Genomic DNA, 14,444 nt, shown 5'->3' with positions numbered 1-14,444 from the left:
GCTCTTTCGAGATGCGCAAGGGGTTGGTGAAATAAATTTAAAAGCCCCGTGCGCTGCCGCGCACGGGGGCTTTTATGTAGATGAATCGGGCGTCGCCACACGCGCGGTCGATTCACATCGATCTCTCTACGCTATATAGAGAAACGCAGCGCGTTGCCGCGTTTACGTGTCACTTCCCCGCGACCGCCGCCTGCAGCCGCTCGACCGGAACAGCCTCGGCCATTGCGGCATAGCCCGCATCGCTCGGATGAATGCCGTCGCCACTATCGTAGCGGCGCTGCAGAACACTCGGACGCGCCGGATCGCGCAGCACCTGATCGAAATCGACCACGCCGTCGAACGCGCCGCCGCTCCGGATCCACCGGTTCACCTCCAGCCGGATCGCTTCCCGCCCGGCAGGCAGCGCCGCCGGCGTCAGCGTCGCGCCGAAGACCTTCACGCCCTGGCGATGCGCCGCGTCGATCAGCCGTCGATAACCGTCGATCAGCGATTCCGCGGTAACCTGGGTGTGCGGGTGGTCGCAATCGAGACCCGCACGCGGCGGCATCGCTGCGAAGTTGATGTCGTTGATGCCGATCAGCAGGATCACCGCCTTCACCGCCGAGCGCGCCAGCGCGTCGCGCTCGAAACGCGATTGCAGTGCGGTGCCGTAGCACGCCGAATCGCTGAGCAGCCGGTTGCCGCTGATCCCCAGATTCACCACGCCGAGCGCATCCGCACCCGACGCGCCCAGCCGGCGTGCGAGCGCGTCCGGCCAGCGATGATTCCGGTTCAGGCTCGAGCGCAACCCGTCCGTGATCGAGTCGCCGATCGCGGCGACGCTCGCCCGCGCCGCGCCGCCCTCGACTGCCAGCTCGGTCACCCAAGCATATTGGGTAAAGCGGGTCCGGAACGCGGCAGCGCTCGCGTCTTTCGTGTAATCGCCGGCCCCCGACACATAATTCAGCTGGTTCGACACCCGATGCCACACTGTCATCCGCTGGCCGGCACCCATATATAGAGACACCGCGTACGGCCGCCCGGCCGCCACGTCGATCGCGACCGGGTCGCTCTCGATCTCCTGACCGGGCGCCAACGTGATCGACGCCTTGCCGCCGAATCGGATCGGTGCCGCCGCGCCGTCCGCCAGCGCGCCACCGTCAGCCGCCCGAGCCAGGCTCGCCGACTCGATCACCAGCGGCGCGCGCCCGTACGCATTGCTCACGCGAATACGCGCCGCTCGCCCGGCAACCGTCGGATAGACGACCTGACGCACAGTCCTGCCAGCCACGTCGGGCGCACGGTAAAGCGGCGGCGGCGCAGCCAGGTCGGGAATCGGCTGCAACGCGGTCGCCCACGCGGCAACCCATTCCGCGGGCGCGGCCACGGCCCCAGGTGGCAACAGGAGAACGGACGCACCCAGCACGACCGCGGCAAGACTGCTTCTAAATGACATCGGCAAAATCCTCATCGGAAAGCGGGCATTGTGCCGCAGAAGCACGCATGCACCGCATGCCGCCAGTTCCGTCCCCGTAAAACGGCCGGGCGCACGCCTCTCGTTTACCCGCATCACGTGCAGAATCGCCAAAATAATTTATTAACCGACCGGTCGGTTGGTTTATACTGCGCACACATTCAACCGGACGAGAGTCTCGCCATGTACACGCAATCCCTCGACATCCCCGGCAACGTCGCCCCGCTCGACGCCGCGGCCGAGTCGCCCGAGCAGGCGCGGTTCGACGCGGTCATGGCCGCGGACGGCAAGATCGAGCCGCAGGACTGGATGCCCGATGCCTATCGCAAGACGCTGATCCGGCAGATCTCGCAGCACGCGCACTCTGAAGTCGTCGGCATGCTGCCCGAAGGCAACTGGATCTCGCGCGCGCCGAGCCTCAAGCGCAAGGCGATCCTGCTCGCGAAGGTGCAGGACGAAGCGGGCCACGGCCTCTATCTGTACAGCGCGGCCGAAACGCTTGGCGTGTCGCGCGATGCGCTGATCGACGCGCTGCTCGCAGGCAAGGCGAAATACTCGAGCATCTTCAACTACCCGACGCCGACCTGGGCCGACGTCGGCGTGATCGGCTGGCTCGTCGACGGCGCCGCGATCATGAACCAGATCCCGCTGTGCCGCTGCACGTACGGCCCGTATGCGCGCGCGATGATCCGCGTGTGCAAGGAAGAGTCGTTCCACCAGCGCCAGGGCTTCGACGCGCTGCTGTCGATGATGAAGGGCTCCGACGCGCAGCGCGCGATGGTCCAGCAGGCCGTGAACCGCTGGTGGTGGCCGGTGCTGATGATGTTCGGCCCGAGCGATGCCGATTCCGTGCACAGCAACCAGTCGGCCAAGTGGGGCATCAAGCGGATCACGAACGACGACCTGCGGCAGAAGTTCGTCGATGCAACTGTCGAACAGGCGAAGGTGCTCGGCGTCTCGCTGCCCGACCCCGACCTGAAATGGAACGAATCGCGCGGCCACTACGACTACGGCACGATCGACTGGGAAGAATTCTGGCGCGTCGTCAACGGCGACGGCCCGTGCAACAAGGAGCGCCTCGCGACCCGCGTGAAGGCGCACGACGACGGCGCATGGGTGCGCGAAGCCGCGCTCGCGCACGAAGCGAAGCGCCGCGAGCGCGCCGAACAACACGCCGCCTGAGCGGCACGCGCCGGCGACGCGTAGCAGCGCCGGCACACATCGAATTCAACATTGCATGGGGCCGGAGCGCGCGCCGAAGCGTCTGCTCTGACCGACCGCGAAGCATGGGACCTGAGTAAGCGCCAAAGCGCTAACTCGGCCCGACAGGAGAAAGTGATGAACAAGGAATGGCCGATCTGGGAAGTGTTCGTGCGCAGCAAGCAGGGCCTCGACCACAAGCATTGCGGCAGCCTGCACGCCGCCGACGCGTCGATGGCGCTGCGCATGGCGCGCGACGTCTATACGCGCCGCCAGGAAGGCGTGAGCATCTGGGTGGTGCCGTCGTCGGCGATCACCGCGTCGGATCCGAACGAGAAGGCCGAGCTGTTCGAGCCGGCGGGCGACAAGATCTACCGTCACCCGACGTTCTACACGCTGCCCGACGAAGTCAACCACATGTAACGGCCCGCGCCATGACGATCACGCCCGAACACCTCTCCTACGTGCTGCGCCTCGCGGACAACGCGCTGATCCTCGGTCAGCGCAATGCCGAATGGTGCGGCCACGGTCCGATTCTCGAAGAAGACATCGCGCTCACCAACATGAGCCTCGACCTCATCGGCCAGGCGCGCATGCTGTATACGCACGCGGCCGACCTCGAGCGCCAGTTGAACGGCGCGGCGAAGACCGAGGACGATTACGCGTACTTCCGCACCGAGCGCGAGTTCGCGAACTTCACGCTCGCCGAACTGCCGCACTACGGCCCTGTGTCCGGCACCGCGCACGCCGACAAGGACTATGCGGTGACGATCGTGCGCAATTTCCTGTACACGATGCTGATGCTGCACGTGTGGACCGCGCTCGAAACGTCCGAAGACGCGACGCTCGCCGCGATCGCCGCGAAATCGGTGAAGGAAACCCGCTATCACGTGCATCACGCCCGCGAATGGCTCGTGCGCCTCGGCGACGGCACCGACGAATCGCATCGCCGCGCGCAGGCTGCGCTCGACTACCTGATTCCGTACACGCGCGAATTCTTCGCGGCGGACCCGGTCGACGACGCGGTCACCGCGGAGCGCATCGGGCTGGCACCGGCATCGCTCGAAGCGGCGTGGCGCGCGGACGTCGACGATGCGCTTGCCGAAGCCACGCTCGTACTGCCGGCGCCCGTGCAGCACGTCCCGACCGGCAAGCAGGGCGAGCACTCGGAACACATGGGCTACCTGCTCGCCGAAATGCAGAGCCTTGCGCGCCAGCACCCCGGCGCGACCTGGTAACGCAACGACTCACCGGAGCCCCACGATGTCCGTCCCGACCGCCGCGCCCGGCACCACCGCCCCGCACCACGCCGATCCGCTGCTCGCGCGCGCGTGGGAAGTGCTGGAAGCGGTGCCCGATCCCGAAATCCCCGTCGTGTCGATCCGCGAGCTGGGCATCCTGCGCGACGTCCGGCGTGCGGACGACGGCCAGCTCGAGGTCGTGATCACGCCGACCTACTCGGGCTGCCCGGCGATGTCGCAGATCGCCGAGGACATCGCCGCCGCGATGCAGCAGGCCGACCTGCCGCCGCACCGGATCGAGACGGTGCTCGCGCCGGCGTGGACGACCGACTGGATCACGCAGGAAGCACGCGACAAGCTGCGCGCGTACGGCATCGCGCCGCCGGTCGGCCAGTGCGGCAGCGCCGCGCCACGTGAAAACGTCGTGCGCTTCGTGCCGCGGCCGGTCGCGGCGCCCGTCTGCCCGCGCTGCGGCTCTGCGCGCACCGAGCGTCTCGCGCAATTCGCGTCTACGGCATGCAAGGCGCTGTATCGCTGCGTCGACTGCCGCGAACCCTTCGACTACTTCAAACCCTACTGAGATGAAACAACCCCCACGCTCTCTTCGTTCGCTTGGGGGGGCGAAGCCCCCCCATTCCCCGGAAGCGGATCCATCACTCGGGGCGGCCCGGCGGGGGTCGACGACCCCGCAATTTCATCCGCTGCGTATCCGCGACGTGCGGCCCGAGACCGCCGACGCCGTGACCGTCTCGTTCGAGATCCCGCCCGAGCTGCGCGACGCCTACCGATTCACGCAAGGCCAGTTCGTCACGCTGAAAACCCATATCGACGGCGAAGAAACACGCCGCTCGTACTCGATCTGCGTCGGCACGACCGACTACGACCGTGACGGCGAATTGCGCATCGGCATCAAGCGCGTGCGCGGCGGGCGCTTCTCGAACTTCGCGCTCGACACGCTGAAGCCCGGCCACACGATCGACGTGATGACGCCGGACGGCCGCTTCTTCACGCACCTGAACGCGGAGCACGGCAAGCAGTACGTCGCGTTCTCCGGCGGCTCCGGCATCACGCCCGTGCTCGCGATCGTGAAGACGACGCTCGAACTCGAGCCACGCAGCACGTTCACGCTGATCTACGGGAACCGCAGCGTCGACGCGATCATGTTCGCGGAAGAGCTCGAGGACCTGAAGAACCGCTACATGAACCGCTTCGTGCTGTATCACGTGCTGTCCGACGAAATCCAGGACGTCGAGCTGTTCAACGGCGTGCTCGACCAGGCGAAGTGCGCGGCGTTCCTCGACACGCTGATGCCGGCCGACGCGATCGACGAGGCGTTCATCTGCGGGCCCGCGCCGATGATGGATGCGGCGGAAGCCGCGCTGAAGGCGGCCGGCGTGCCGCAGGCGAAAATCCATGTCGAGCGCTTCGGCACGCCGCTGCCGCAGGCGGGCGTGCCGGTGGTCGAGATCACCGACGACACGCCCGCCGCCGACCTCGAGATCGTCCTCGACGGCAAGAAGCGCAAGCTGCGCCTGCCGTACGAAGGCGTGAGCCTGCTCGACGTCGGCCTGCGCGCCGGCCTCTCGCTGCCGTACGCGTGCAAGGGCGGCGTGTGCTGCACGTGCCGCGCGAAGGTGCTCGAGGGCGAAGTGCGGATGGAGAAGAACTACACGCTCGAGGAGCAGGAGGTGAAGGACGGTTTCGTGCTCACCTGCCAGTGCCACCCGGTCAGCGACAAGGTCGTGGTCAGCTACGACGAGCGCTGAGCGCCGTCCCGCCGGGCGGTACGCTGTCCGGCGCCGACCGGCCGAACGGTTTCTCGCGTCACACATCTCGCTTACACTAGGGGCCGCCCGCCGGCCGGACCATCCAGCGTCCGGCTCGCCGGCGGTTTTTCCTTTGTTGACGACAGGCCGATGAGTACCATTCACGTGATTCAGGGCGGCACCGCCGCCGCGTCGCTCAGCGAGGCGCTCGCGGAAGCCGGACGCGACGAGCGCGTCGTCGGATTGCTCGACGACCTGGCCGTCGGGCCGCTCAAGGGCGTCGACGAGACGCCGGAAACCCGCGCCGCCTTCTGGCAGCGCGTGCTCGGAGACCAGATCCCCGACTGGAAGGCGGAAATCGAACGCGAATTCGCGCGCCTCGACCTGCTCGCGATGGACACCGGCCAGGTGGTCGTCTGGCACGCGCCGAGCGTCGGCAACAAGCTGCTGCTGCGGCGCGTCGCCTACCATCTGCGCAACGTGCCGCAGCGCCTGAACGAGGTGCGGCTGTCGGAGGCCGATCTCGGCGCCGCGTCGCCGCGCGCCGACCGCGCGTGCACGACCGGCATGTTCTCGCCCGCGCAACTGCGCGCGAAGCTGCCGGAAGCCGCGCCGATCTCGGTACTGCGCATCGGCCGGCTCGCGCTCGAATGGCAGGAGGCCAAGCACCTGGATGCCGAACTCCGTTACTGGGTCAGCAACACGATCAAGAGCGGGCACTACGCCGATCTCGACGCGCTGATCCTCGCGCACGCAGAGGCCGACTGGCTGCCGGCGCGACGTCTTGCCGGCAGCGTGATGGCCGCCGCCGACCGCGGCGGGCTGTTCGTCAGCGATTCGATCGCACTGTGGCGTTGCCGCGAACTGGCCGTGGCCGGCCGCCTCGAGCTGCAGGACGACACCGCCGACCTTCATTCCACGCAGGTGCGCGCGGCCCGCGCCGCCGCGCCGCATCGTTAATCCCCGCATTCGACCATGGCCCGCACCCGAGCCCCCGACCACGAATCCCAGCGCGAGCAGATCCTCGATCTCGCCGCCGAAAAGTTCGCGCAGACGAGCTACCCGAGCACGTCGATGTCCGATCTCGCCACCGCGAGCGGCACGTCGAAGGCGCGCCTCTATCACTATTACGAAAGCAAGGAAGCGATCCTGTTCGACCTGCTCGACCGCTACACGAAGCGGCTGATGCTGATCATCGCCGAGGTCGAAGGCACGAGCCAGCGGCGCGGCCTCACCGAGCGCGAGGCGTTCGCGGAACTGGTGCGCGCGTTCCTCACCGAATACGAGACGTCGCACAGCCGCCATGTCGCGCTGCTCAACGACGTGAAGTACCTCGAGGACGCGCAACGCGAGATCGTCCTCGACCGCCAGCGCGACATCGTCGCGGCCTTCGCGCGCCAGCTCGCCCGCGCGTATCCGGAACGCATCTCGAAGGAAAACCAGACGTCGGTGACGATGATGGTATTCGGGATGATCAACTGGACCTTCACCTGGCTCAAGCCGGGCGGACGCCTCGGCTACCGCGACTTCGCCGAACAGGTGATCGGCATGATCGAGAGCGGGCTGTCTTCGCCGGCCTGATTGCCGCAGGGCAGCATGCGTTGCGTGATCGAAACACTGCGTCAGGCTGCCGCGCTTTTCATATGACAAATTTTAAAATCACTAAAAATCAATGACTTGCGCGCTGAATTAAGCGTATTTAGAATTTCCGCTCGAAATCGCATTCGGGTTTTCCCCAATCCTGAGGCCTGCGGTCGGGTACAATGCTGCTGCGTTGCACAACCCGCTGTACGGTCACACATTGAGGAACCCACGATGAACACGCATTTCCACGGCCATGCCGATGTCGTCGGCACCGCCGGTGCTGCGCCGGTTCTCGTCAGGGAACTGGCTTCCAAAGACCGTGAGCAGATGCTCACCCACTTTCTCTCGCTCGACGAAGAGGACCGCCTGCTGCGCTTCGGCCAGATGGTGCCCGACCACGTGATCGAGAACTACGTCCGCACGATCGACTTCGGCCGCGACACCGTATTCGGGGTGTTCGACCATGAACTCGCGCTGATCGGCGTCGGCCACCTGGCCTACCTGCCGGCCGAAGGCGACAAGCGCACCGCCGAATTCGGCGTGTCGGTGCTCGAAAGCGCGCGCGGCCGCGGCGTCGGCTCGAAGCTGTTCGAGCGTGCGGCGATCCGCAGCCGCAACACGCACGTGACGATGCTGTACATGCATTGCCTGTCGCGCAACGCGACGATGATGCACATCGCGAAGAAGTCCGGGATGCGGATCGAGTACGCGTACGGCGAAGCCGATGCGTACCTGTCGCTGCCGCCCGCCGACCACTCGACGATCATCGCCGAGATGCTGCAGGAACAGGCCGCGGTGTTCGACTACGCGATGAAGCGCCAGGCGCGCCGCACGTCGAAGTTCATCGAATCGCTGATGCCCGCCGCGCTGACGGCGTAACACCGGCCTGAACCGGCCGATCAGGCCGCGTCCGCCCGGGCCACGAGCCCGCGCGGCGCGCCCGGTTCCTTCGCGGGACTGCCCGCAGCCTTCTCTCCTTCGCAATCGTCGATCCCACCGCCCGTCAGGCGCCCGTCGGCCCGCGTCGTTGCGTGCCGCAAGCGTGCGCGCGCCTTCCGCCCCGCCGCCCGTACCCCGCTGCACGCTATCGCGTCGTGCGGATCGGCAGCGCCGTCGTCTCCTTGAAGCATTCGAGCGAAAAGCTCGTCTTCACGTCGATCACCGACGGATGGTGCAGCAGCTGCTCCTGCACGAAATGGGAGAAATGCGCCATGTCCTCGACCTGCACCCGCAGCAGGTAATCCATGTCGCCCGTCATCGCATGGCAGGCCACCACTTCCGGCCAGGCCTGCACCGCCGCGCGGAACAGCTCCGCGTGGGTCGCGCCGGCACGCGCCGACGTCTCGTCCACGCGGACCGGCGCGAGCCCGCCCCGCTTCTCGAGCCGCACGCTCACGTACGCGAGCAGGTCGAGCCCGAGCTTCTGCGGATCCAGCAGCGCGACGTAGCCGGTGATCACGCCGATCTCCTCGAGGCGCCGGATCCGCCGCAAGCACGGGCTCGGCGACAGGTTCACCCGCTCGGCGATCTCCTGGTTCGACAGGCGCCCGTTCTCCTGAAGAATCGCGAGAATCCGCCGGTCGATGGCATCCAATTCGACCTGCGCCATCTTCTGCCTCCAACACGTAAATTTGAGACTGGAAATTGCGCCATCGTAGTCACGTGCAATCAAGTTCGCAAGTTTCCGCTCCGCCTCGACCGCTACACTTTGTCGCACGCACTCATTCATCGCGCGCGTCGCGGCGCGCTTCAACCTCGGCATGGAGCCGGAGTGCGCGCGAAAGCGCCGCCCCCGGTCGACATTGGAGACATACATGCAGATCCCCACCTGGGACAATCCCGTCGGCACCGACGGCTTTGAATTCATCGAATACACGGCGCCGGACCCGAAGGCGCTCGGCCAGCTGTTCGAACGGATGGGCTTCACCGCGATCGCACGCCATCGTCACAAGGACGTGACGGTGTACCGCCAGGGCGACATCAACTTCATCATCAACGCCGAGCCGGACTCGTTCGCGCAGCGCTTCGCGCGCCTGCACGGCCCGTCGATCTGCGCGATCGCATTCCGCGTGCAGGACGCCGCGAAGGCCTACAAGCACGCGCTCGACCTCGGCGCATGGGGCTTCGACAACAAGACTGGCCCGATGGAGCTGAACATTCCGGCGATCAAGGGCATCGGCGATTCGCTGATCTACTTCGTCGACCGCTGGCGCGGCAAGAACGGCGCGCAGCCGGGCGCGATCGGCGACATCAGCATCTATGACGTCGATTTCGAGCCGATCCCGGGCGCGAACCCGAACCCGCTCGGCCACGGCCTCACGTACATCGACCACCTGACGCACAACGTGCACCGCGGCCGCATGCAGGAATGGGCGGAGTTCTACGAGCGCCTGTTCAACTTCCGCGAAGTGCGCTACTTCGACATCGAGGGCAAGGTCACCGGCGTGAAGTCGAAGGCGATGACGTCGCCGTGCGGCAAGATCCGCATTCCGATCAACGAGGAAGGCTCGGAAACGGCCGGCCAGATCCAGGAATACCTCGACGCCTATCACGGCGAGGGCATTCAGCACATCGCGCTCGGCGCGTCGGACATCTATCGCGCGGTCGACGGCCTGCGCGCCAAGGAAGTGAAGCTGCTCGACACGATCGATACGTATTACGAACTCGTCGACCGCCGCGTGCCGAACCACGGCGAGCCGCTCGACGAGCTCAAGAAGCGCAAGATCCTGATCGACGGCGCACGCGACGACCTGCTGCTGCAGATCTTCACCGAAAACCAGATCGGGCCGATCTTCTTCGAGATCATCCAGCGCAAGGGCAACCAGGGCTTCGGCGAAGGCAACTTCAAGGCGCTGTTCGAATCGATCGAGCTCGACCAGATCCGCCGCGGCGTCGTGCAGGACAAGGACTGACGGACACGGTCCGACGCGCGGTCACGGACGCACCGCCCGCGCGGGCGTCCGGCCCAATGAAAAAAGGGCGGGAATCTTTCGATTCCCGCCCTTTTTGCGTCGGCGCGGCCGGACGGCCACGCGGCCGGATCAACGCGCTTTCGCCCCCGGCGCGGCCACGCGCGCGTACGACGGCGGTGCGACGGCGTCCTGCGCCGGCGCGATCCGGCGCATCTGCGCGCCGGCTGCCGCCAGTGCACTCGCACCTTGCGCATGCACCGGGCCGGTCATCGCGAAGAACGCGGCAGACACGATCAGGAAACTCTGGATATGACGTGTGTTCATTGGTACCTCCATTTGAACTGCCGGCGCCTCCCCGCTTTCGTCATGAGAATCGACGCCAGCGGGCACCTCCGACAGGCCGCACAGATTAACGGCAATTGGCCGTCGAATTGAGCGGCTTTACATGCTTTTACATGCTGTAACGCGTCATTTCTTCTCTTGGTGCGGCGCCACCCGGCAATTATGACGACAAGCGGCGGGTTTATCCCAGTGCTACCATCGGCTAAAACCGGCCAATATGCCGGCCACTGCCGACGCGTCCACAAGACGCCGACGCGATCGAAGCTTTGGTGATCCCAAACGGTGGGTGGAGGAGACTGATCAATGAATGCCCCGCTAGACGCAGGCCAACGCGCGTCGCTGGAAGAAGCGCTGAAATCCGTCACGCTTGACGACAAATACACGCTCGAACGTGGCCGCGCGTACATGAGCGGCATCCAGGCCCTCGTGCGCCTGCCGATGCTCCAGCAGGAACGCGACCGCGCCGCCGGCCTGAACACCGCCGGCTTCATCTCCGGCTATCGCGGCTCCCCGCTCGGCGGTCTCGACCAGTCGCTGTGGAAGGCCAAGAAGCACCTGTCCGCGCACCAGATCGTTTTCCAGCCCGGCCTCAACGAAGACCTCGCCGCCACCGCCGTATGGGGCTCGCAGCAGGTGAACCTGTTCCCCGGCGCGAAGTACGACGGCGTGTTCGGCATGTGGTACGGCAAGGGTCCGGGCGTCGACCGCACCGGCGACGTCTTCAAGCACGCGAACTCGGCCGGCTCGTCGCAGCACGGCGGCGTGCTCGTGCTCGCCGGCGACGACCATGCGGCGAAATCGTCGACGCTCGCGCACCAGTCCGAGCACATCTTCAAGGCGTGCGGCCTGCCGGTGCTGTTCCCGTCGAACGTGCAGGAATATCTCGACTTCGGCATGCACGGCTGGGCGATGAGCCGCTATTCGGGCCTGTGGGTCGCGCTCAAGTGCGTGACCGACGTCGTCGAATCGTCGGCATCGGTCGACATCGACCCGCATCGCACCGAGATCGTGCTGCCGACGGACTTCATCGTCCCGGACGGCGGCCTCAACATCCGCTGGCCCGATCCGCCGCTCGTGCAGGAAGCGCGCCTCCTTGACTACAAGTGGTACGCGGCGCTCGCCTACGTGCGCGCGAACAAGCTCGACCGCATCGAGATCGATTCGCCGCATGCGCGCTTCGGCATCATGACGGGCGGCAAGGCGTACCTCGACGTCCGCCAGGCGCTGACCGACCTCGGCCTCGACGACGAAACCTGCTCGCGCATCGGCATCCGCCTGTACAAGGTCGGCTGCGTGTGGCCGCTCGAAGCGCAGGGCGCGCACGCGTTCGCGCACGGCCTCGACGAAATCCTCGTCGTCGAAGAAAAGCGCCAGATCCTCGAATACGCGATCAAGGAAGAGCTGTACAACTGGCCCGACGCGCAACGGCCGCGCGTGTTCGGCAAGTTCGACGAGAAGGACGGCGCCGGCGGCGAATGGTCGGTGCCGATGGGCAACTGGCTGCTGCCCGCGCACTACGAGCTGTCGCCGGCGATCATCGCGAAGGCGATCGCGACGCGCCTCGAGAAGTTCGAGCTGCCGTCCGACGTGCGCGCGCGCATCGCCGCGCGGCTCGCGGTGATCGACGCGAAGGAAACCGCGCTCGCGAAGCCGCACGTGACGGCCGAGCGCAAGCCGTGGTTCTGCTCGGGCTGCCCGCACAACACGTCGACCAACGTACCGGAAGGCTCGCGCGCGATCGCCGGGATCGGCTGCCACTACATGACCGTGTGGATGGACCGCAGCACGAGCACGTTCAGCCAGATGGGCGGCGAAGGCGTGCCGTGGATCGGCCAGGCGCCGTTCACGAACGAGAAGCACGTGTTCGCGAACCTCGGCGACGGCACCTACTTCCATTCGGGCCTGCTCGCGGTGCGCGCCGCGATCTCGTCGAAGGCGAACATCACCTACAAGATCCTCTACAACGATGCGGTCGCGATGACGGGCGGCCAGCCGGTCGACGGCGTGCTGACCGTACCGCAGATCACGCACCAGCTCGCATCGGAAGGCGCGAAGAAGATCGTGATCGTCACCGACGAACCGGAGAAGTACGACGACACGAAGTCGCTGCTCGCGCCGGGCGTCACGATCCATCACCGCGACCAGCTCGACGACGTGCAGCGCGCGCTGCGCGAGATCGAAGGCACGACGATCCTCGTCTACGACCAGACCTGCGCGACCGAGAAGCGCCGCCGCCGCAAGCGCGGCACGTATCCGGACCCGGCGAAGCGCGTCGTGATCAACGACGCGGTGTGCGAAGGCTGCGGCGACTGCTCGGTGCAGTCGAACTGCCTGTCCGTCGAGCCGCTCGAGACCGAATTCGGCACGAAGCGCCAGATCAACCAGTCGAGCTGCAACAAGGACTTCTCGTGCGTGAAGGGCTTCTGCCCGAGCTTCGTGACGGTCGAAGGCGGCCAGCTGAAGAAGCCGAAGGCCGTATCGGTCGACGGCAGCGCGCTCACGCCGATCCCGGAACCGACGCTGCCGGCGATCGACCGTGCGTACGGCGTGCTCGTCACGGGCGTCGGCGGCACGGGCGTCGTCACGATCGGCGCGCTGCTCGGCATGGCCGCGCACCTGGAAAACAAGGGCGTGACCGTGCTCGACGTCACCGGTCTCGCGCAGAAGGGCGGCGCCGTGATGAGCCACGTGCAGATCTCGCACGCGCCGACCGACATCCACGCGACGCGGATCGCGATGGGCGAGGCGGACCTCGTGATCGGCTGCGACGCGCTCGTCACGGCCGGCGACGAATGCACGTCGCGGATGCGGCACAACACGACGCGCGTGGTCGTCAACAGCGCGAAGACGCCGACCGCCGAGTTCATCAAGAACCCGAACTGGGCGTTCCCGGGCCTGTCCGCCGAGCAGGACATCCGCGCGGCGGCGGGTGACGCGGTCGACCTCGTCGACGCGAACCAATTTGCGGTCGCGCTGCTCGGCGACGCGATCTACACGAACCCGTTCGTGCTCGGCTACGCGTGGCAGAAGGGCTGGCTGCCGCTCACGCTCGCGTCGCTCGAGCGGGCGATCGAGCTGAACGGCGTGTCGGTCGACAAGAACCGCGCGGCGTTCGACTGGGGCCGGCGCGCCGCGCACGACCTCGCCAGCGTGCGGCAGGCCGCGGCCGGCGACGCGCGTGACGCGCAGGCCGGTGCGACGGTGATCGCGCTGCATACGAAGAAGTCGGTCGATGCGCTGATCGCGAAGCGGGTGGAGTTCCTCACCGCGTATCAGAACGCGGCCTACGCGGCCCGCTACGCGACGTTCATCGACAAGGTGCGCGCTGCCGAGCGCGCGCTGGCCGACGGCGGCACCGAGCAGGAGCTGCTGACCGAGGCAGTCGCGCGCAACCTGTTCAAGCTGATGGCGTACAAGGACGAATACGAGGTCGCGCGGCTGCAGTCCGACCCGGCGTTCCTCGCCCGCCTGTCCGCGCAGTTCGAAGGCGACTGGAAGCTCAAATTCCACCTCGCGCCGCCGCTGTTCGCGAAGAAGGACGCGCACGGCCATCTGGTGAAGAAGGCGTACGGCCCGTGGATGATGTCGGCATTCCGGATGCTCGCGAAGCTGAAGGTCCTGCGCGGCACGGGGCTCGATCCGTTCGGCCGCACCGACGAGCGCCGCACCGAGCGCGCGCTGATCGGCGAGTACGAGGCGCTGGTCGGCGAGCTGATCGGCACGCTGAACGCGGCGAACCGGCCGCTCGCGCTCGAACTGGCGGCGCTGCCGGACGGCATCCGCGGCTACGGCCACGTGAAGGAGAACAACCTGCGCGCGGTGCGCCAGAAGTGGAACACGCTGCTCGCGCAGTGGCGTTCGCCGACGGGCGGCCAGAGCCGGCAGCAGGTCGCGTGACGCGGTGCCCGGCCGGCGCGCGCGGTTTGCGCCGGCCGGCTCAGCAAGT

General features: G+C 66.8%; 13 protein-coding genes. 10 read left to right on the top strand and 3 right to left on the bottom strand.

Translation table 11 applies throughout. The annotated features are described in order from the left end of the window. Window positions 1-169: 169 nt before the first annotated feature. Entirely contained in the window at window positions 170-1,435 is a 1,266-nt protein-coding gene (locus ACV229_RS39125) for an SGNH/GDSL hydrolase family protein (RefSeq protein WP_448088401.1), read from the bottom strand. Window positions 1,436-1,636: 201 nt separating this feature from the next. On the opposite strand from ACV229_RS39125, the gene paaA reads away from it, so the two are divergent. The 8 genes from paaA to ACV229_RS39085 all read left to right on the top strand — a co-directional run bounded on the left by paaA (window position 1,637) and on the right by ACV229_RS39085 (window position 8,123). Further along, window positions 1,637-2,635 carry a 1,2-phenylacetyl-CoA epoxidase subunit PaaA gene (gene paaA, locus ACV229_RS39120; RefSeq protein ID WP_448088396.1) on the top strand — a complete coding sequence of 333 codons (999 nt, stop codon included), beginning with the start codon at window positions 1,637-1,639 and terminating at the stop codon, window positions 2,633-2,635. 156 nt (window positions 2,636-2,791) lie between these two features. Next, complete coding sequence (paaB, locus tag ACV229_RS39115; RefSeq protein WP_010092957.1) at window positions 2,792-3,076, top strand: 1,2-phenylacetyl-CoA epoxidase subunit PaaB; 285 nt, start codon at window positions 2,792-2,794, stop codon at window positions 3,074-3,076. Between the two features lie 11 nt (window positions 3,077-3,087). Beyond that, on the top strand, window positions 3,088-3,891 hold the full coding sequence (gene paaC / locus ACV229_RS39110; RefSeq protein ID WP_448088395.1) for a 1,2-phenylacetyl-CoA epoxidase subunit PaaC: 804 nt from the start codon (window positions 3,088-3,090) through the stop codon (window positions 3,889-3,891). 25 nt (window positions 3,892-3,916) lie between these two features. Then, on the top strand, window positions 3,917-4,474 hold the full coding sequence (gene paaD, locus ACV229_RS39105) for a 1,2-phenylacetyl-CoA epoxidase subunit PaaD (protein ID WP_448088394.1): 558 nt from the start codon (window positions 3,917-3,919) through the stop codon (window positions 4,472-4,474). Between the two features lie 121 nt (window positions 4,475-4,595). Continuing rightward, complete coding sequence (gene paaE / locus ACV229_RS39100; protein WP_448088400.1) at window positions 4,596-5,660, top strand: 1,2-phenylacetyl-CoA epoxidase subunit PaaE; 1,065 nt, start codon at window positions 4,596-4,598, stop codon at window positions 5,658-5,660. 150 nt (window positions 5,661-5,810) lie between these two features. Then, the gene (locus ACV229_RS39095) at window positions 5,811-6,620 is read left to right on the top strand and encodes a DUF3658 domain-containing protein (RefSeq protein ID WP_448088393.1); all 810 of its coding nucleotides are present in this window, start codon (window positions 5,811-5,813) and stop codon (window positions 6,618-6,620) included. Between the two features lie 15 nt (window positions 6,621-6,635). Next, a complete protein-coding gene (locus tag ACV229_RS39090; RefSeq protein WP_448088392.1) occupies window positions 6,636-7,241 on the top strand; it encodes a TetR/AcrR family transcriptional regulator in 606 nt (201 codons plus the stop codon). Window positions 7,242-7,475: 234 nt separating this feature from the next. Continuing rightward, window positions 7,476-8,123 (top strand): GNAT family N-acetyltransferase, encoded by a 648-nt coding sequence (locus ACV229_RS39085; RefSeq protein ID WP_448088391.1) that lies wholly within the window; start codon window positions 7,476-7,478, stop codon window positions 8,121-8,123. 205 nt (window positions 8,124-8,328) lie between these two features. Here the strand turns inward: ACV229_RS39085 and ACV229_RS39080 are convergent, their stop codons facing one another. Continuing rightward, window positions 8,329-8,853: an Lrp/AsnC family transcriptional regulator gene (locus ACV229_RS39080; protein ID WP_448088390.1), complete on the bottom strand. Its 525-nt coding sequence runs from the start codon at window positions 8,851-8,853 to the stop codon at window positions 8,329-8,331. A 205-nt stretch (window positions 8,854-9,058) separates the two neighbouring features. Between ACV229_RS39080 and hppD the strand changes: the two genes are divergently transcribed. Next, window positions 9,059-10,156, top strand: a complete 1,098-nt coding sequence (gene hppD / locus ACV229_RS39075; RefSeq protein ID WP_448088389.1) for a 4-hydroxyphenylpyruvate dioxygenase — start codon at window positions 9,059-9,061, stop codon at window positions 10,154-10,156. A gap of 129 nt (window positions 10,157-10,285) precedes the next feature. Here the strand turns inward: hppD and ACV229_RS39070 are convergent, their stop codons facing one another. Continuing rightward, entirely contained in the window at window positions 10,286-10,480 is a 195-nt protein-coding gene (locus ACV229_RS39070; RefSeq protein ID WP_448088388.1) for a hypothetical protein, read from the bottom strand. 321 nt (window positions 10,481-10,801) lie between these two features. On the opposite strand from ACV229_RS39070, the gene ACV229_RS39065 reads away from it, so the two are divergent. Further along, entirely contained in the window at window positions 10,802-14,395 is a 3,594-nt protein-coding gene (locus ACV229_RS39065) for an indolepyruvate ferredoxin oxidoreductase family protein (protein WP_448088387.1), read from the top strand. Window positions 14,396-14,444: the final 49 nt, after the last annotated feature.

It is taken from the genome of Burkholderia sp. MR1-5-21 (genome assembly GCF_053427715.1).
This window is presented reverse-complemented; position numbering and strand designations above follow the sequence as displayed.

Bases quoted from the DNA above. Each gene is read 5' to 3' on its own strand.
- ACV229_RS39125 (WP_448088401.1), bottom strand. From the start codon at position 1,435: ATGTCATTTAGAAGCAGTCTTGCCGCGGTCGTGCTGGGTGCGTCCGTT.
- paaA (WP_448088396.1), top strand. From the start codon at position 1,637: ATGTACACGCAATCCCTCGACATCCCCGGCAACGTCGCCCCGCTCGAC.
- paaB (WP_010092957.1), top strand. From the start codon at position 2,792: ATGAACAAGGAATGGCCGATCTGGGAAGTGTTCGTGCGCAGCAAGCAG.
- paaC (WP_448088395.1), top strand. From the start codon at position 3,088: ATGACGATCACGCCCGAACACCTCTCCTACGTGCTGCGCCTCGCGGAC.
- paaD (WP_448088394.1), top strand. From the start codon at position 3,917: ATGTCCGTCCCGACCGCCGCGCCCGGCACCACCGCCCCGCACCACGCC.
- ACV229_RS39095 (WP_448088393.1), top strand. From the start codon at position 5,811: ATGAGTACCATTCACGTGATTCAGGGCGGCACCGCCGCCGCGTCGCTC.
- ACV229_RS39090 (WP_448088392.1), top strand. From the start codon at position 6,636: ATGGCCCGCACCCGAGCCCCCGACCACGAATCCCAGCGCGAGCAGATC.
- ACV229_RS39085 (WP_448088391.1), top strand. From the start codon at position 7,476: ATGAACACGCATTTCCACGGCCATGCCGATGTCGTCGGCACCGCCGGT.
- ACV229_RS39080 (WP_448088390.1), bottom strand. From the start codon at position 8,853: ATGGCGCAGGTCGAATTGGATGCCATCGACCGGCGGATTCTCGCGATT.
- hppD (WP_448088389.1), top strand. From the start codon at position 9,059: ATGCAGATCCCCACCTGGGACAATCCCGTCGGCACCGACGGCTTTGAA.
- ACV229_RS39070 (WP_448088388.1), bottom strand. From the start codon at position 10,480: ATGAACACACGTCATATCCAGAGTTTCCTGATCGTGTCTGCCGCGTTC.
- ACV229_RS39065 (WP_448088387.1), top strand. From the start codon at position 10,802: ATGAATGCCCCGCTAGACGCAGGCCAACGCGCGTCGCTGGAAGAAGCG.